The sequence below is a fragment of the Streptomyces sp. NBC_00659 genome, assembly GCF_036226925.1.
Classification (GTDB): domain Bacteria; phylum Actinomycetota; class Actinomycetes; order Streptomycetales; family Streptomycetaceae; genus Streptomyces.
Window position 1 is genome coordinate 8,133,190 of sequence record NZ_CP109031.1, and the last position, 17,529, is coordinate 8,150,718.

Sequence of the window (17,529 nt, forward strand, 5' to 3'; positions counted from 1 at the left end):
ACCGACACAAGCGGGCAGGTCACCGCTATGAATCTCAGTCTCCGGCCAGTGCTGCTTCCCTGTCTAGCGAGTCCCTGCACAGCGCCGCCTGTACGTCCGTGTACGCAAGGAGGTATACGACGCGGATGCGCGAGCTCTTGTGGGAGTGGAAGTAGTCGACCGTCGCCGAGACAAGCCTCGTCACTGTGGCTTCCAAATCACTGTTGCCTCCGCCGGTTCCCAGGAGGGGCAGGACGACGGAGCGGAGCGCCGGGCCGTCAGTGGACACACGGTCGACCTCGGTGAGAACGTTGCGGACGCATCGTTCCAGGTCCATCACCTGACGGAAACCGGAGCCCGGTTCACCTTCGACGGCGGCCACGTGCACGATGCGCCGTACCTGGTGGGTCTCCTCCAATTCTCCGGGGCCGGTGACCAGGACCTGGCCGGCAGCGACATGGGTGCCGTCGGTCATTTGCTTCGCTAGTTCCAGGCCGATGGTGTCATGCGTCAGGTGCCCGGCGCTGTCGCGAACACCACCGTGGTAGCGGATCGTGGCGGAGACTGTGGGTTCGTCGACGCGCGACATCTCCATGCGGGTGTTCTCCGGGTTGACCCAGACGTCCGTCCCGAGAATGTTGGCGAGGTTGCCGGTGACCATACCGACCCGGTGCTTTCGGCTGCCGCGCAAGGGGAGTTCGTACCTCGTGCACTCGCTCAGGACGCGCGGCGGGCCGCCGCCGTCCCGGCCAGCCGACACCGGGCGGTGCAATGCGGCGTTCTCGAGCAGTAACTTCTGTACCTGTCCGGCCAGTTCGTCCTGTCGGCGGGTCCTGCTCAGCCAGGTGAAGCTCGCCAGCATGAAGAAGGCGGCGAAGCCTGCCGCGCCCCCAATCCCGAATCCGAGTGCCCGCCCTTCGGTCATGGAGTCGGGGAAGACGGAGAAGAGGAAGAGCGCGGCCGCCAGGGAGTAAAGAAGGATTGCGGGTAGCTGCAACGCGTGCTGCTGCCCGGCCCGTTTGGGCTGCGACGACCAGATCTGCAACGTTATGCCGGAGATGGTGAACACCGTCATGACGCCCAAGTGCAGAGGTGTCATCCCAACCTTGCCCCTCCGTGTGCCGACATGGGTGTGGCGCGGGCCTCCTGGACGGAAGCGACCTACTGATCGTGGCAGAGCAAAGTACTTTATGTGCTGCCGGTCGTGTCGGATGGCCAATCGCCCTTTGGGGCCCAAGGGCGGTCCCAAGAGCCGTAACCCTGACTGTCCGTGTGGTTTCATCTGCTCCATGCATCCTATCGACATCGGAGATGTGGACGATCTCAGGATTCGCCTCGAAGTGATGGCACAGGAGGCTGACCGTCGTCTCATCACGGTGTTCGGCTCGGGGATTAGCAGCGCCGTGCTGCCAGGTGTTCCGGAACTCACGATGATGTTCCGCGAGCAGGTCCCGCTGCGCGGGCGGGCCCGCTTCGACGAGACGCTCGCCCGGGAGCCCAATCCCGGCCTCAAGTACCAGAACGCCGCAGCGATGCTGACGAGGATGGTCGGCGAGCACGCCGTGATGCGCGCGATCCGAGCGGCCGTACTGCGGGCCTGCGAGGACGTGCGGCCGGAGGACGTGGCCGCGGTTGCGAACGACAGGGAGAAGTGCCAGGACCTCGAGCGGGACGGAATCTGGCGGGTGCCACCCGGATACGAGCGGTTCGCTCGCTTCTTCTCCGGCTTGAACGGTCGGGTCCGCGGTCCTGTCATCACGACGAATTTCGATCCCCTGATCGAGATCGCCCTGCGCGGGGCGGGTATCGAGTCGATGGCCTACCCGGTGCCCACGGACGCTGCGCCGACGATCGAGCAGTTGAACCAGTTCGTTTTCCAGCCGGTCCTGCACATTCACGGCCACTGGACCGGCGCGGCGACTAGCAACGCCCCGACGCGTATCACTGCGCCGCGCCCTAGGCTGGACCAGCTCTTGCAGCGGCTACTGATCGATTCCGTGGTGCTGGTTGTTGGATACAGCGGGTGGCTGGATGGTTTCATGAAGAGCCTGCGGAGCAGGGTCATCCATGACGCCGATTCCCTTCAGGCCCAGGTGCTTTGGGCAGCGTACGAGTCGGACGTGGCGGTCGTCGTCGGCGACGGTCCGCTGAAGGGTCTGGTGGAGGCCCCGGGTTTCAGCCTCTATCTCGGGGTCGACGGGCACGCCCTCTTCTCAGAAGACCTTGCCGACAGCGGGGAGGCGGAATCGGAGGAGGCCGCACCGTTCGGCTACTCGCGGGTGCCACGTCAGCCCCGTGGTACCTCCTCGTACCAGCCCTCGGCGTTCGTTGACGGCCGTCAGCCGGAGTGGGCGGACGCGGAGCCAGGGCGGTGGCCGCTCCTCAGCGCCACGGTGCGGCTCAGGGAGGAAATGGACCGGGCGCTCGACGCCGGTGGCGGCGGCGGGGTGGTGGCAATCGGCCCGCTCGGTGAGGGCAAGTCGCTTGCTGTACGTCAGGTCGCCGTCGTCGTGGCGGAGGCGCGGCCCGAGTGGCAGGTGCTGTGGCGGGAACCGGGCGCGCCCGCCATTACGGAGGAGTGGCTGAAGGAGGCCGGTTCCTCGGGGAGCACACTGATCTGTGTCGACGAGGCGGACCTGATCATGGACGATCTCGTCGCCACGAAGGAAGTCTGGGCCCGCGAGGGGTCAGGGATCGCCTTCCTGCTCGCCAGCCACGACCGCCTATGGTGGCAGGGGGCTGCGCATTTGCGTCCGTCGTTTGAAGACGTTCTCTTCCACGGCATCACCCGCGAGGACGCCCAGAATCTCGCCGAGGCGTGGGAGCGAAACGGGCTGCTGCCCGCCCACGCCTCCGACGTCGACGAAACTAGGGACCGGCTGATTGACTCGGCGGGTGTGATGGCCGAGCAGGGGAATACCCTGATCGGCGCGGTGCTGGATGTCCGCTATGGATCGGGCCTCAGCGACCGGGTGGAGGACCTCCTGCGCAAACTCCGCCAGGTGAGGCTAACGGACTCCCTAGATCTAGGCGATGTGTTCGCGGGGATCTGCCTGATGCAGCATGTGCTCGACAAGGACGGCAATCGGGGCAGGGGGGCCAGCAGAGCGGTCATCGCCGCCATGGTCGGGCTCGACACGGTCTTCGCCGACGGGAAGATCCTCAAGACTCTCGGCAGGGAGGCGGCGGTGACGATCGCCGGAAACCGTGTGTACTGCCGACACCCGTCCATCGCCGCCATTGTCGTCAGGGCGCTGGAGAAGGAGGGGCACGCCCAGAAGGTCTACGAGCTGGTGGGGCAGGCGGGTGGAAGTCTGTTCGTGGCTGGCGCCACCGACGAGGAGGGCTACCGCGACGCCTATCTGCTGTCTCGCAACCTCCGCGGCCCCGAGGCGGTCTGGGCGGCCAAGGGTGCGGTTGTAGGCACTGGGAACGACGTCCTGGAGTCGAGGGTCTCGCTCCTGCGGGCGATTCGGATAGAGGACAGGACCAAGGCTCTCACCTACGGGCGAGAACTGGCCCCGCATCTGAGCGAGTATCGGGACTACCGTCGCCACATCAGAGGGTTCCTCGTGGAGTACTCCGTCTGCCTGCGGGGCGACGGTCAGGCCCAGACGTCCGCGGGTCTAGCGGCCTTGGCGCTGGACGACCGAGTGGGTTTCAACCTCGACGCCTCCCGTGCGGGATACGCGCTGGTGAGCCTCGCCAAGTCGATGGTCGACGTAAACAGACAGACTCATGTGGTGGATACAGCGGAGGCCCCGGAGATCTGTTACGTCCTTCTTGAACGCGTCCGGGGCACGGAGGAGGCGACGAAGTACCTGCGGGGGCTCCAGCTCCCGCGGATCAGGGAGATCCGGGAGTTGCCGCCGGGCAAACTATGCGGGCGGCTCGCCCAGATGCTCGACAAGGCGGCCACGGCGGCGAAGGGGGAGACGGGACTGCCGCTGCCGTCGGGACTCCAGGACCTGCTTTCGTTCGACGACCTGCGCAGGCTGGCCGAGCGCAGGGAAGGCGGGTGGTGAGGTCGCTCTCCCCGTCGGCCGACCGGACATAGGAGCACTGCCAACGGGTCTCGTTCTTCCGTACATTGCCCACCCGTGCGGCCCGCCCGGCAATGGCACCCGGCGGGTTCAGCTGCGCTTGAGCAGACCGTGTTCCATGCATGCGATGGGAAGAACCATCCGACGCCTCTCGTCGGCACGTCCCTGCGGGCGGACCTGGGGCGGAGGGCCTGTGTAACGCTCGTTCGTGGGAAGCAGCCTTTGTCGTACCCGGCCACCGTCGTACGAAGTAGTACGAGGTCGGACAAGCCCGCACGACGCCGTACCCGGTTGCCCGCAGTCGCAGGCTCCCGTCCGGCCGAGGGTGTACAGCTGTCCGAGACGGGCCGGTGGCCGGGAAAAACCCTTGGACCGTGTGGCCGTCGTCACGGGATCATGCAACTTCTTGCCTGCCCATATCCGGACATCGACACCTTGGGGAACCGGGGTGGAGTGAACCACGGACGGCGCGGCGGGCAGCCGTACGACGACACAGGGCTGTGATGGCATCTCCTGAATCGCGCAAGGCCTTACCGGGCAAGGGCCCGGTCCTCCTCGCACTTCGCTACTACGGAAGGGAACTTCGCAGGCTCCGGCGGCTGACCGTGCCGGGCATGCTGCTGCCGGCGCTGGGCAACATCGGCATCAGCTACGTCGCGCCGCTCATCGTCGCGAAACTCGTCGGCCGTATCGCCGAGGGCGACAGCGGCGTCTCCGCCCGTGACGCCCTGCCGTACGTCCTCGCCTTCGGCGGCGTCCTGCTCCTCGCGGAAGCGTTCTGGCGCCTCGGTCTGCACTGCCTGAACCGCCTGGACGCTCTCGGCATCGAGCAGCTGTACGTGATCGGCATGGACGAACTGTTCGCCAAGGACGCCTCGTTCTTCCACGACAACTTTGCCGGCTCGCTGACCAAGCGGGTACTGAGCTTCGCCTCCCGCTTCGAGGAGTTCGTCGACACGATGACGTTCCAGGTCGTCGGCAGCCTCGTGCCGCTCCTCTTCGGATCGGTGGTGCTGTGGCGCTACGAACCGCTGCTCGTCGTCGGACTTCTGGTGATGATCGCCGTGACCGGGGCGTGCGCGGTGCCGCTAATCCGCCGCCGTCAGGCACTCGTCGACGAGCGCGAGGAGGCGATCGCCCGGGTCTCGGGCCATGTCGCCGACAGCCTGATGAACATGGACACCGTGCGGGCCTTCGCCGCCGAGGAGCGCGAGGCGGCGGAGCACCGCTCCCGGGTCGCGGTGTCGCGGCGGCTCACCCTCCAGTCATGGGACTACGGCAACCTGCGCATCGACACGTTCGTCGCGCCGATGTCCGTCCTGACCAACGCCCTCGGACTGCTGCTCGCGATCACGCTCGGCGGGGGAGGACACGGCGTGGAGGCGGTGGTCGTCGCCTTCACGTACTACGCGAACGCGACCCGGATCATGTTCGAGTTCAACCAGATCTACCGGCGGCTGGAGAGCTCGATGACGGAGGCCGCCCAGTTCACCGAACTGCTGATGTCACCGCCGACCGTGCTCGACCCGGTCGCTCCGGAACCGCTACGGGCCGGCGAGGCCGATGTCCGCTTCGAACAGGTGACGTTCACCCACGGCGGCGCCGAGCCGCTGTTCACCGGTCTCGAACTGGCCGTACCCAGCGGAGCGAAGATCGGTCTGGTCGGCAGGTCGGGCGGCGGCAAGACCACGCTCACCCGGCTGCTGCTGCGGATGACGGACATCGAGGGCGGCCGCATCCTGATCGGAGGCCAGGACATCAGCAAGCTGCGTCAGACCGACCTGCGCAGCCTGATCGCGTACGTGCCGCAGGACCCGGCGATGTTCCACCGCTCGCTGCGGGACAACATCGCCTTCGCCCGTCCGGACGCGACCGAGGAGGAGATCCGCCGCGCGGCCGAGGCGGCACACGTCACGGAGTTCGCCGACGCCCTGCCGGACGGTTTCGCGACCATGGTCGGAGAGCGTGGCATCAAGCTGTCGGGCGGCCAGCGCCAGCGGGTCGCCCTCGCCCGCGCGATCCTGCGTGACGCCCCGATCCTGCTGCTCGACGAGGCGACCAGCGCCCTGGACTCCGAGAGCGAGATCCTCGTCCAGTCGGCGCTGTGGCGGCTCATGGAGAGGCGGACGGCGCTGGTGGTGGCGCACCGGCTGAGCACGGTCGCCACCATGGACCGGCTCGTCGTCCTCGACCGAGGGAAGATCGTCGAACAGGGCACCCACCGGGAACTGCTCGCGTCGGAAGGCGCCTACGCGAAGCTGTGGCGCCATCAGTCCGGCGGCTTCATCGACGACAGCCCCGCCTCGGCCGATCAGCGCTGAACGCGTGCCGGACCGGGGTGGCGCGCGTCAGGCGGGGTCGTCGTGGTGCAGCGGTACCGTCCACTCCAGGACGGTGCCGCTCGGCTCGTTGGCCGTCAGGGTGCAACGGCCGCCCAGCTGCTCGGCGCGGGTGCCGATGTTGCCGAGACCGCTGCGGCGGGTGTCGCCGGGGCCGATGCCGCGGCCGTCGTCCGCCACCCGCAACCGCAGTGTCGTGGCGGTGGCCTCGGCGGTGACCTCCACGGCGGTGGCCCCGGCGTGCCGGGCCACGTTGGACAGGGCCTCGCGCAGCACCGCGACCACGTGCTCCCGCTGCTCGTCGGGCACGTCGGTGTCGAGCAGGCCGCTCATGCGCAGGGCGGGGGCGAAGCCCAGTGTCTCGGCCGCGCGGCCCACCTCGGTGACGAGCCGGGTGCGCAGACCGGCGGTGGCGCCGGACCGGTCGCTCTCCCGCAGGGCGTAGATCGTGGAGCGTACGACCTTGATCGTGTCGTCGAGATCGTCCACCACCCGCTGGACGCGTTCGGCCACCTCGGGCCGGTCGGCGAGGCGGTTGAGAACCGACTGGAGGCTGAGCCCGCCGGCGAAGAGCCGCTGGATGGCCAGGTCGTGCAGGTCGCGCGCGATGCGGTCACGGTCGTTGAGGATGAGGAGCTGTTCCGCGTCGCGGCGGTGCTCGGCGATCTCCAGGGCCAGCGCGGCGTGGCCCGCGAACCCGGCGATCATCTCGACGGTGGCATCGGGGAACACGGTGCCGCCCTGCCGGTTCGCGACCTGGAGAACGCCCCGCACCCGCTCCTGGGTGCCGAGCGGAATCACGAACGCCGGGCCGAGATCGAGGACCGACGCACTGCCCGTCCCGGTGCGCGGGTCCTCGCTGAGCGACGCACTGACGATTCGCTCGCCGGAGGCGAACACCTTGGCTGCCAGACTCGTCCCGTCCGGCAGGGCCAACCCCCGTACCAGTTCGGCGTCGTGTCCCTCGGCGGACTCGATGACCAGGTCCGTGGTGCCGGTCACCGGCACCGCCAGGGTCACCAGATCCGCGTCGGACAGCTCCCGGACCGTCGCGGTGAACGTGTGCAGGACCTCGACCGGATCGGCGCCCGACAGCAGGGTGCGGGTCAGATCGCTGCTCGCGGCCAGCCAGCGCTCACGGCGCCGGGCGTCGTCGTACAGCCGGGCGTTGTCGATGGCCACACCGGCCGCCGCGCCGAGTGTGCGCAGCACCGCCTCGTCCTCGGCGTCGAACTCGGCCCCGCCGTGCTTCTCGGTGAGGTACAGGTTGCCGAAGATCTTGTCGCGGACCTGCACGGGCGTGCCGAGGAACGTGGTCATCGGAGGGTGGCCGGGCGGGAAGCCGACGGAGTCCGGGTGGTCGCTCAGCACGGGCAGCCGCAGCGCGTGCGGCTCGCGGATCAGCAGGCCGAGGATGCCTTCTCCCCGGGGGTAGTGACCGATGCGGGCGATGGTCTCCTCGTCGATGCCCACGGTGATGAACTGCTTGATGCCGCCCTCGTCACCGAGGACGCCGAGCGCCCCGTAGCGGCAGTCGACGAGCTGCACCGCGGATTCCACGATCTGCTGCAGGACCACGTCGAGATCGAGATCGCTGCCGATCGCGAGCACCGCTTCGAGGAGCGTGTGCACCCGGTTCTGGGTGCCGCGCACACGCTGCACCTGCTCCTGGAGGTCCTCCAGCAGGGCGTCCAACCGGAACTGCGGGGCCGGCGGCTCCTCCGGAAGGTGTGCGCTCTGGTCCATATGAGATCCCCTCAGTTACCACCCGTCGAAGCCATGATGCCCGACCGCCCGTGCCCGTGGTCGGGCACCTGTGCGGATCGCGTCGACGGCTTCGGGGGGCGAAGGGGGAGGAATGCCCGCGAAGGGTTCGCAAGGCGGACGTGGACGGCCCGCGGCGGTGATCAGGAGGACGGTCGCCGGATCCGGACGGACAGGGGCTCGTGGCCCCCGGCCCCGCCGCCCCGGACCCGGCACCTGTTGTCCGCAAGGGGGTTCACCGGCAACGCCGACCGGGCGGGCGCCGCCGGTGACGAGCGGGTTCCCGGGCGTCCGTCCGCCGACCGCCCGCGCGTCTCTCAGTGTCCGGGCGTCCGTCCGCCGACCGCCCGCGCGTCTCTCAGTGCCCGGGCATCCGCTCGTGGTCGATCCGCTGCGCGGGCTGCCGCACGGCCGGGCGGGTGTCGTCGGCGCGGAAGGCCAGACGGTTCATGACCCCGACGACACCGTCGACCCGCCACGTCAGCCGGACGGCCTCGAAGATCTCGTCGCGGTGCTCCAGCCGCCCCTCCAGCGTCACCACTCCGTCGCCGACCGAGACGGCCACGGAGTGCGGCGGCAGCGACAGCGCGCGCCCCAGCACCTCGTCGGCGACCTCCCGGCGGATCTCCTCGTCCGTCCGCAGGAAGACCCGCAGCAGGTCGCGCCGGGTCGCGATCCCGATCAGCCGGTCCTCCTCGTCCACCACCGGAAGCCGCTCGACGTGATGACGCTCCATGACCCGGGCGGCATCGGCCACGCGCTGCTCGGGATGCACGGTGATCGCGGGCGTCGACATCAGCTGTTCCACGGTCGTGGCGCGGACGGGCCCGGCTGCGGCGGTCGGCACGCGGCGCGCGGTCCGCTCAGGACGGGGCGACCACGGCAGCACGCGGCGCAGCGACGGCAGACGCCGGCGCCGTTCCCGGCCGGACCGGGCCGCCTGCAGGCGCAGCAGATCCGTCTCCGAGATCACGCCCACCACCTTGTCGTCGTCGTCCACGACCGGCAGCCCGCTGATCCGGTACCGGTCCAGCAGCCGGGCCACGTCCTTGAAGGACATCTTCCGATGCGCTCCGACGACCTCGCTGGTCATCACCTGCCCGACGATGAGGGTCATCTCGCCATCTCGCTTCCTGCTCGGACGGCTTCCCAGCCTGCCCTCCCGGCACGCACGGGGGCAGGGGCCGACCGTCCCCGGCCGGGGGCCGGACCGCCCCGGCCGGCAGGTCCAAGGACCCGGCCCACCCCTTCGTCCCGGCGCTCCCTAGCGCTTCAGGCCGACCCCGCCGTACAGGGACACCGGCTCGTCGCCGATCGGGGTCTCGCCCTCCGCGAGCTCGGGACGCCAGTCCTTCACCGAGACGACACCGGGCTCGACCAGGTCCAGACCCCCGAAGAAGCGGCTCACGCCGGCGTGCGAGCGGCCCACCAGGGTGACACCGCCGCGCGCGTACGCCTCGATGCCCTGCCGGACCTCCTCCGGCTCGAAGTCGGCGGTCATCGCGGACAGCGACAGGTAGCTGCCCGGCGCCAGCGCGTCGACCAGGGTCCCGACCAGCTCGTACGCGCCGTCGTCGTCGGCGATGAAGTGCATCAGCGCTATCAGCGACAGGGCCACGGGACGGTCGAGGTCGAGCACGCGTGCGGCCTCGTCGAGGATCTTCAGCGGCTCGCGCACGTCCGCCTGGACGTACTCCGTCATGCCCTCCGGAGTGCCGCGCAGCAGCGCCTCGGCGTGGGCGAGGACGATCGGGTCGTTGTCGACGTACACCACCCGTGCGTCCGGAGCGGAACTCTGCGCGATCTGGTGGAGGTTGGGCTCGGTGGGTATGCCGGTGCCGATGTCCAGGAACTGGCGGATTCCCGCCGTGCGGACGAGGTGCCGGGTGGCCCGTTGCATGAACCAGCGGTTGCTGCGCGCGGCCCGCTTGGCTCCGGGATCACGCGCCGTGATCTGCTGTCCGAGCCGCTCGTCGACCGGATAGTTGTCCTTGCCGCCCAGATACCAGTCGTACACCCGTGCCGGATGAGGCCTGCTGGTGTCGATCCCGTCCGCGGTGGACTCCGTCCCCGTCATACGACAACTCCCCGCTCTCCTGGGCCTGTTCACCTCCGCGGCCTGGGTTCGGCGGGGTGCGCGAGCAGTCTGCCATCCATGCGAGGGGCGGAGCGGGCGGCCGACGATCCCCGGCCACCGCACCGGCCGCCACGACCGCGGAACGATCCCGCACGGGTCGGGTGTTCGGGACGGACGGGCGGATACCGGCGGCCGGGCGGATCTTCCCAAGGATCCGGCGCGGGGATATAGTCCAAAACTAGCAGTGCTAATTAATGGTTGTGCTCATCAACGTCCGGTGCCCGTCCGCCGGTGTCCGTCAGGAGTCCTGTCGTGCGTCCCGTCCACTTCGCGGCCGCTCGCCGCACGCCCATCGGCAAGCTGCGCGGTGCCCTGTCCTCCGTACGGCCCGACGACCTCGCCGCGGGCGTCGTCCGCGCTCTGGTCGCCGAGGTGCCCACACTGGATCCGGCCCGCGTCGACGACGTCTACTGGGGCGCCGCCAACCAGGCCGGCGAGGACAACCGCAACGTCGCCCGGATGGCCGCGCTGCTCGCCGGACTGCCCGACAGTGTGCCCGGCGCCACCGTCAACCGGCTCTGCGCCTCCGGCCTCGAAGCCGTCACGACGGCGGCCCGCGCCATCGCCTCCGGCGAGGCCGACATCGTGCTCGCCGGAGGCTCCGAGTCGATGAGCCGGGCCCCCTTCGTGCTGCCCCGCCCGGACGAGGCGCTGCCGCACCGCATCGAGACCGTCGACACCCGGCTCGGCTGGCGGCTGGTCAATCCGGCGATGAAGGACCTGCACGGCGTCCTGTCCATGGGGGAGACCGCGGAGGAGGTCGCCGCGCGGTACGGCGTCTCGCGTGAGCGGCAGGACGCTTTCGCGCTCCGCAGCCACCAGCGTGCCGCGGACGCCCGCAAGAACGGGTACTTCGACGCCGAGCTGCTCACCGTCGAGCGCCCCGACGGTGTGGTCGTCGACAGCGACGAATGCGTGCGGGAGGACACCTCGCTCGACAAGCTGGCCCGCCTCAAGCCGGTGTTCCGCGCCGGCGGCACGGTCACCGCGGGCAACGCCTCGCCGATGAACGACGGCGCCGCGGGTGTGCTGCTCGTCAGCGAGGAGGTCCTGAACGAGCTGGGACTCGAATCGCTCGGACGGTATGTCGCGGGAGCCTCGGCCGGCGTCGGTCCCGACGTCATGGGCATCGGCCCGGTGCCCGCGACCCGCAAGGCGCTCGGACGCGTCGGCTGGAGTGTCGCCGACATCCAGGAGGCCGAGTTCAACGAGGCGTTCGCCGCCCAGGCCCTGGCCTGCGTGGACGCCCTCGGTATCGACCCGGACCTCGTCAACCCGACCGGCGGCGCCATCGCCCTCGGCCACCCGCTCGGCGCCTCGGGAGCCCGCATCCTCACCACCCTGCTGCACCGTATGCGCCGCACGGGCGCCGAGCGCGGCCTGGCCACGATGTGCGTCGGCGTCGGGCAGGGCACCGCGGTCCTGGTGGAGCGCCCCTGACGCCCCGCACCCGGCCGTAGGAAGCCCTAGGGGCGTCACGGGTCGCCGTACGTCCTCGCGCGCTTGCGGCAGCCGGCCGGTTCCGGTTCGCCGGTACACCGGTCGGCGGCCCCGGCACCCCGTCGACCCGAAAGAGCACGGCGAGCCCGGCGGGACCCCCGTCACCTGGGCGGGCACCGTGGGCATAGCATCGATCCCCGCATGAACACGATGACGCTCTGGCACATATCCACGGGGGAGTTCGCCGCTCTCGCCGCCGCGGCTCTGCTCGTCGGCTTCTCCAAGACCGCCGTCAGCGGCGCCAACACGGTCAGCCTGGCCGTCTTCGCCGCCGTACTGCCCGCCCGCGCCTCGACGGGCGTCCTGCTGCCCCTCCTGATCGTCGGCGATGTGCTGGCCGTCGCCACCTACCGGCGCCACGCCCACTGGCCGACGCTGTGGCGGCTCTTCCCGGCGGTCGCCGCCGGTGTCGTCCTCGGCACGCTGTTCCTGGTGTGGGCCGACGACGGGGTCGTACGGGCCTCGATCGGCGCGACCCTGCTGCTGATGACCGGGATCACGCTGTGGCGCCGCCGGGCCGCCGTCCAGGACGAGGAACCCGACGCGGTCGTGACCCGCGCGGGCCGCGTCAAGGCGCGTTCCTACGGAGTCCTCGGCGGCTTCACCACCATGGTCGCGAACGCGGGCGGCCCGGTCATGTCGATGTATCTCCTCTCGGCGGGCTTCCGCAAGCTCGGCTTCCTCGGCACCTCCGCCTTCTTCTTCCTGATCGTCAACGTCTCCAAGCTGCCGTTCAGCGCGGGCCTCGGTCTGATCAACGGGCGTTCGCTGCTGCTGGACGCGGCCCTGGCGGTGTTCGTGGTGCCGGGGGCGTTCGTCGGAAAGTGGGCGGTGAAGCGCATCAACCAACTGCTCTTCGAACGCCTGGTGATCGGGGCGACGGTGGTGGGCGGAGTGCAGCTGCTGCTCCGCTGAGCCCGCCTCGCGGATCCGGTCGGTCCGGTCAGCTCCTGGTGGCCGGTGTCAGTTCCCGCTGGCCGGTGTCAGTTCCGGCGTGCGGCCCGGCAGACCCTGCGTCAGGTCCTCGACCAGCAGCCGCTTGGCGATGGTGTCGACGGCGGCGCGCAGTTCCGTGCCGGACGGACGGCCGATGTCCTGCTCGACGCGCCCGGCGAGCCATCGGCCCCAGGCCTCGCTGATCACCCGCGCCTCGCGCTCGCCCGCCGCGGTGTGCGAGAACAGCGAGCCGTGCCGGGTCAGATAGCCCTCGTCGACCATGCGCTGGAAGACCGGGACGAGCACCTCGGGGGGCAGATGGCGCCGGGCGGCGATCAGCGCGAGGTTGGCGTGGCCGACCATCCGGGTGAACAGTTCCACCTGCATCACGGCCCAGGCACCCGCCACGTCCAGCCGGGTGTCGGACTCGAAGACGATCCGGCGCGCGGTGTCCATCTCCGTGGTGCCGATGATCTTCGCGACGGAGAACTCCAGCAGCCGCTGGGAGTCCGCGGTGGACGGTGACGCGAAACCCTCGCCCATGTCCGTCGACCCCATGCGCGCGCTGTCGCGCAGCTCCACCTGCTTGAGGAAGAGCGCCACGACGAAGCCGAGGAGCGCGACCGGGACCGTCCACAGGAACACCGTGTGGATGGTGTCGGCGTACGCGTCGACGATGGGCGCGGCCGCCTCGGGCGGAAGTCTGTGCAGTCCTTCCGGGCTCTGCGCCGCCCTGGCGATGACGGCCGGTCCGGCCGTGCCCGTCTCGGCGGCCGCCCTGACCCCGTCGGCCAGGTTGGGCTTGAGCGCGTTGGTGTAGATCGTGCCGAAGACGGCCGTACCGAACGAACTCCCCAGCGTACGGAAGAAGGTGACCCCGGACGTCGCGGTGCCGAGGTCGGTGTACTCGACGGTGTTCTGCACGGCGATCGTCAGCACCTGCATGCACAGCCCGATCCCGGTGCCGAGCACGAACATGTACAGGGACTCCAGCCAGGCCCCCGTATCCGGTCCCATCCGCGACATCAGATACAGCCCGACCGCCATCACCAGGGAGCCGACGATGGGGAAGATCCGGTACTGCCCGGTCTTGCTGACCACGTTGCCGCTGAAGACGGACGCGATGAGCAGCCCCAGGACCATCGGCAGCGTGCGCACGCCGGAGATCGTGGCCGAGTCCCCGTCGACGTACTGCAGATACGTCGGCAGGAACGTCATCGCGCCGAGCATCGCGAACCCCACGATGAAGCTGAGGATCGAGCAGACCGTGAAGACCGGGTTGGAGAACAGCCGCATCGGCAGCATCGGTTCGGCCGCGCGCGTCTCCACCACGCAGAACAGGCCGAGCGCGATCAGACCGCCCACGAAGAGGCCGATGATGGCCGGTGATGTCCAGGCGTACTCGTTTCCGCCCCAACTCGTCGCCAGGATCAGGGCGCTGGCCCCGACCGCGACGAGCGCGATGCCCAGATAGTCGATGACCGGCCGGGTCGCCGACTTCACCACGGGGATGGTGCGGGCCGCCGCGATCACCACGACGATCGCGAGGGGCACGTTGATGTAGAACGCCCACCGCCACGACAGATGGTCCGTGAACAGTCCCCCGAGCAGCGGCCCGATGACCGTGGCCACACCGAACACGGCACCGATCGCGCCCTGGTACTTGCCCCGCTCGCGCAGCGGGATGACGTCCGCGATCAGCGCCATGGACGTCACCATCAGACCGCCCGCGCCGATGCCCTGCAACGCCCGCCAGGCGATCAGCAGCGTCATGTTCGTGGCGAGCCCGCACAGGAAGGAACCCGTGATGAAGATGATCGCCGACACCTGGAAGACCACCTTGCGGCCGAACAGGTCGCCGAACTTGCCGACCAGCACGGTCGCCACGGTCTCGGCCAGCAGATACGCGGTCACCACCCACGACATGTGCGCGGCGCCGCCCAGATCCGACACGATCGTCGGCAGCGCGGTGCCCACGATCGTCTGGTCGAGCGCGGCGAGCAGCATGCCCAGCACGATCGTCGCGAAGACGATGTTGCGGCGGCGGTTGTCCAGCACCGGCGGTCCGGGTGGCGCCGCCGGGGCCGGCGCGGTGTCCTCCGTGATCGTCACAATCGCCACCCTCACACCGGTGGGCTCCCCGTGCATGCGGGGCGACCCGCCCGGTGTACGGGCCGGCCGGACGCTCTACCCTCCCGGGTTCCTGCGCAGCAGATAGGTGTCCATGATCCATCCCTTGCGCTCCCGGGCCTCGGCGCGCAACCGCTCGATATGGGGAGCCGCCTCGGCGATCGGACCCGAGGCGAGGATCTCGTCGGGCGTGCCGATGTAGGCGCCCCAGTAGATGTCGATGTCCTCGTCCGTGTACTGCCGGAACGTCTGATGGGCGTCGAGCATCACGACCACGTCGTCCACCCCCTCCGGGAAGCCCTCGGCGAGGCGCCGCCCGGTGGTGATCTGCACCGGCCGGGCGACCCGGTTCAGCCCCGTGCGGTGCCGGGCGACGAGCGCCGAGACACTGCTGATCCCGGGCACCACGTCGTACGAGAACGCCACCACGCCCCGGTCCAGGATCTCCTCCAGGATGCCGAGTGTGCTGTCGTACAGAGCGGGATCGCCCCACACCAGGAACGCGCCGCTCTCGTCCTCGCCCAGCTCCTCGGCGATGAGCTGTTCGTAGATCGCGGCGCGGGCGCTGCGCCAGTCCCCGACGGCCGGCGAGTACGCCGAGCCGCCCGCCGTCCGGTCCCGGTCCGGGTCACGGGCCTCGACCAGGCGGTACGCCCCCTCGGGTATGTGCGCGTCGAGGATGTCGCGGCGCAACTGGACGAGGTCCGACTTCACCTCGCCCTTGTCCAGGATGAAGAACACGTCCGTGCTCCTCAGCGCCTTGACCGCCTGAAGCGTGAGCTGATCGGGGTCGCCCGCTCCGATGCCGATGACATGAATCTTTCGCACACCGAGAGTCTGCCCCACGCCACTGACAGTGGACGCACCGGCCGGACCCCGGCCCCATGGGCAGGGCGCGCCTTCGTCAGGTCGCCCGGCCGCGCAGCCGTGGCGACACCCGTGCCGGGTCGACCGGTCGGCCGTCGCGCTCCACGACGGCCGCCAACTCCCGTGCCCAGCCGGTGATGTCCGCGAGGTCCAGGCCGTGGGGCCGCGGCCGTCCCGTCGCCGACGTCCACTCCTCGACCGCTCCGGCCCCGCGCCGCAGCAGCCGTGCGCCGCCCGCCACGTTCCCCCGGGCCGCGTGGGTGAGCCCCACGGCGAGCTGGGCCATCCCCCGCCAGAGGCCGCGCTCGTCCGCGGGCCCGGACTTCCAGGCGTCCTCGAAGACCTCGTGCGCGTGGAACGGCCTGCCCGCGTCCAGCAGCGCCTGCGCCTCCGCGACCGTGTCCTCGGGGCGGCGTACGACACCCTCCGGCGCTCGCTCGACACCGGCCGCGCCGTACGGCAGCGGGCGCCCCAGTCCGTCACGGGGCCGGGCGTTCCGCGCCCGTCCCTCGGCGTCCCGGTCGCGTCCGCCGGCCCGCCGCGTCTCAGATGTCCCGGTCATACGCCGATTGTCGCGCGCCCCGCTCCCCCTGCGGAGCAGCCCCCGGCGTGGGGTAAAGTTCTGTTCGCACGATCACGCGGGTCACCGTGGGTGAAGGCACCGGGACGTGGCGCAGCTTGGTAGCGCACTTGACTGGGGGTCAAGGGGTCGCAGGTTCAAATCCTGTCGTCCCGACTTGCTGAAGGGCAGGTCGCAGGCCGTTTCCGCCGACGCGGGAACGGCCTTTCCGTTGTTCCGGGGTCCGGCTGTCGCCGGATGCAGCCGATTGCCGCCCATCGGGCCCGGGATTCGACCCCAGGCCACCGATGTGATGCGGGTCACTCTCCTGATGCTCCGAGCCGGGTCTGCGCGATCATGACGTGATGGACGCTCGCTTCCTCGGCATCGCCGAACTGGCCGAAACCCCGTCCGTGGCGGTCGTGGTCGATGTCATGCGTGCCTACACGGTGGCCGCCTGGGCCTTCGGCCGCGGGGCGGAAAAGATCGTTCTCGCGGAGTCGCTCGCCGAGGCCCTGGCGCTCAAGGCCCGCCACCCGGACTGGGTGACGCTCAAGGACGGCCCGCCCGCCCCCGGCTTCGACCTCGTCAACTCGCCGGGCCTGCTGCGGTCCGTCGACCTCGGCGGACGGACCGTCGTGCAGAAGACCACGGCGGGGACGGTCGGCGCCCTCGCGGTCAAGGACGCGTCGCTGGTGCTGTGCGCCGGCTTCGTGGTGGCGGAGGCGACCGCGCGGATCCTGCGGGCCCACCGGTGCGACGGCGTCACGTTCGTGGTCACCGGCGAGGACGGCCGCGCCGATGAGGATCTGGCGTGCGCTCAGTACATCGCCGGCAGGGCTGTCGGGGCCGGTACCGACGCGGCCGGGTTCCTCCGCCGTGCCGGTGAGTCCCGCGCCGCCGACGAGTTGGCGACGGGTGTGCGTCAGGGCGTTCATCCCGATGACGTCGCACTCTGCCTCGAGCTCGACCGGTTCCCCTTCGCCATGGTGGCGACCTCGGAGGATCCGCTCATGGTCCTGCGTCCGTGCGCTGTGCCCTTCCCGGTCGAGGACGCGCGGATCTGAGCGCCGACGAGGTCCGGCTCCCGTCGGGCCGTACCCGGCCGGTGAAGGGCGCGTCCGGCTCCCGTTGAGCAGCCGTACCCGCCCGAGGAGGGGCGCGGCACGCCGCCACCGCCCCCGAGGCGAGCGGATGACCACGGGCGGAGCGGTGCCGCTGCTGGACGCCGGGCGCCGGATGCCGGATGTCGGGAGCCGGATGCCGTACGCCGGA

General features: G+C 70.2%; 12 protein-coding genes and 1 tRNA gene. 6 read left to right on the forward strand and 7 right to left on the reverse strand.

The annotated features are described in order from the left end of the window. Positions 1–34 precede the first annotated feature (34 nt). A complete protein-coding gene (locus OG410_RS35545) occupies positions 35–1,078 on the reverse strand; it encodes a macro domain-containing protein (RefSeq protein WP_329302890.1) in 1,044 nt (347 codons plus the stop codon). A gap of 190 nt (positions 1,079–1,268) precedes the next feature. Here OG410_RS35545 and OG410_RS35550 point away from each other — a divergent pair, with 190 nt between their 5' ends. Further along, positions 1,269–4,004, forward strand: coding sequence for a P-loop NTPase (locus OG410_RS35550; RefSeq protein WP_329302891.1), 2,736 nt, complete (start codon positions 1,269–1,271; stop codon positions 4,002–4,004). A gap of 521 nt (positions 4,005–4,525) precedes the next feature. Beyond that, on the forward strand, positions 4,526–6,343 hold the full coding sequence (locus tag OG410_RS35555) for an ABC transporter ATP-binding protein (RefSeq protein WP_329302892.1): 1,818 nt from the start codon (positions 4,526–4,528) through the stop codon (positions 6,341–6,343). 27 nt (positions 6,344–6,370) lie between these two features. Here the strand turns inward: OG410_RS35555 and OG410_RS35560 are convergent, their stop codons facing one another. The 3 genes from OG410_RS35560 to OG410_RS35570 form a co-directional block, all read right to left on the reverse strand. Next, the gene (locus OG410_RS35560; RefSeq protein ID WP_329302893.1) at positions 6,371–8,107 is read right to left on the reverse strand and encodes a GAF domain-containing sensor histidine kinase; all 1,737 of its coding nucleotides are present in this window, start codon (positions 8,105–8,107) and stop codon (positions 6,371–6,373) included. A gap of 376 nt (positions 8,108–8,483) precedes the next feature. After that, on the reverse strand, positions 8,484–9,242 hold the full coding sequence (locus tag OG410_RS35565; protein ID WP_329302894.1) for a CBS domain-containing protein: 759 nt from the start codon (positions 9,240–9,242) through the stop codon (positions 8,484–8,486). Positions 9,243–9,389: 147 nt separating this feature from the next. Next, a complete protein-coding gene (locus OG410_RS35570; protein ID WP_329302895.1) occupies positions 9,390–10,202 on the reverse strand; it encodes an SAM-dependent methyltransferase in 813 nt (270 codons plus the stop codon). 312 nt (positions 10,203–10,514) lie between these two features. On the opposite strand from OG410_RS35570, the gene OG410_RS35575 reads away from it, so the two are divergent. Beyond that, positions 10,515–11,702, forward strand: coding sequence for a thiolase family protein (locus tag OG410_RS35575; protein ID WP_329302896.1), 1,188 nt, complete (start codon positions 10,515–10,517; stop codon positions 11,700–11,702). Positions 11,703–11,903: 201 nt separating this feature from the next. Then, on the forward strand, positions 11,904–12,677 hold the full coding sequence (locus OG410_RS35580) for a sulfite exporter TauE/SafE family protein (protein ID WP_328445738.1): 774 nt from the start codon (positions 11,904–11,906) through the stop codon (positions 12,675–12,677). Positions 12,678–12,725: 48 nt separating this feature from the next. On the opposite strand, the gene OG410_RS35585 is transcribed toward OG410_RS35580, so the two are convergent. From OG410_RS35585 to OG410_RS35595, 3 genes are all read right to left on the reverse strand, one after another. Further along, on the reverse strand, positions 12,726–14,810 hold the full coding sequence (locus OG410_RS35585) for an MDR family MFS transporter (RefSeq protein WP_329302897.1): 2,085 nt from the start codon (positions 14,808–14,810) through the stop codon (positions 12,726–12,728). 75 nt (positions 14,811–14,885) lie between these two features. Beyond that, positions 14,886–15,656, reverse strand: coding sequence for a precorrin-6A synthase (deacetylating) (gene cobF, locus OG410_RS35590; RefSeq protein ID WP_329302898.1), 771 nt, complete (start codon positions 15,654–15,656; stop codon positions 14,886–14,888). A gap of 76 nt (positions 15,657–15,732) precedes the next feature. After that, positions 15,733–16,257 carry a DUF309 domain-containing protein gene (locus OG410_RS35595; RefSeq protein WP_329302899.1) on the reverse strand — a complete coding sequence of 175 codons (525 nt, stop codon included), beginning with the start codon at positions 16,255–16,257 and terminating at the stop codon, positions 15,733–15,735. Positions 16,258–16,357: 100 nt separating this feature from the next. Between OG410_RS35595 and OG410_RS35600 the strand changes: the two genes are divergently transcribed. After that, positions 16,358–16,431, forward strand: a tRNA-Pro gene (locus OG410_RS35600). Positions 16,432–16,619: 188 nt separating this feature from the next. Continuing rightward, complete coding sequence (locus tag OG410_RS35605) at positions 16,620–17,321, forward strand: 2-phosphosulfolactate phosphatase (RefSeq protein ID WP_329302900.1); 702 nt, start codon at positions 16,620–16,622, stop codon at positions 17,319–17,321. Positions 17,322–17,529: the final 208 nt, after the last annotated feature.

What these genes read in the sequence shown, in the direction of transcription:
- OG410_RS35550 (WP_329302891.1), top strand. Translation starts at nt 1,269, where the DNA reads ATGCATCCTATCGACATCGGAGATGTGGACGATCTCAGGATTCGCCTC.
- OG410_RS35570 (WP_329302895.1), bottom strand. Translation starts at nt 10,202, where the DNA reads ATGACGGGGACGGAGTCCACCGCGGACGGGATCGACACCAGCAGGCCT.
- OG410_RS35555 (WP_329302892.1), top strand. Translation starts at nt 4,526, where the DNA reads ATGGCATCTCCTGAATCGCGCAAGGCCTTACCGGGCAAGGGCCCGGTC.
- OG410_RS35580 (WP_328445738.1), top strand. Translation starts at nt 11,904, where the DNA reads ATGAACACGATGACGCTCTGGCACATATCCACGGGGGAGTTCGCCGCT.
- OG410_RS35560 (WP_329302893.1), bottom strand. Translation starts at nt 8,107, where the DNA reads ATGGACCAGAGCGCACACCTTCCGGAGGAGCCGCCGGCCCCGCAGTTC.
- OG410_RS35605 (WP_329302900.1), top strand. Translation starts at nt 16,620, where the DNA reads ATGGACGCTCGCTTCCTCGGCATCGCCGAACTGGCCGAAACCCCGTCC.
- OG410_RS35565 (WP_329302894.1), bottom strand. Translation starts at nt 9,242, where the DNA reads ATGACCCTCATCGTCGGGCAGGTGATGACCAGCGAGGTCGTCGGAGCG.
- OG410_RS35595 (WP_329302899.1), bottom strand. Translation starts at nt 16,257, where the DNA reads ATGACCGGGACATCTGAGACGCGGCGGGCCGGCGGACGCGACCGGGAC.
- OG410_RS35545 (WP_329302890.1), bottom strand. Translation starts at nt 1,078, where the DNA reads ATGACACCTCTGCACTTGGGCGTCATGACGGTGTTCACCATCTCCGGC.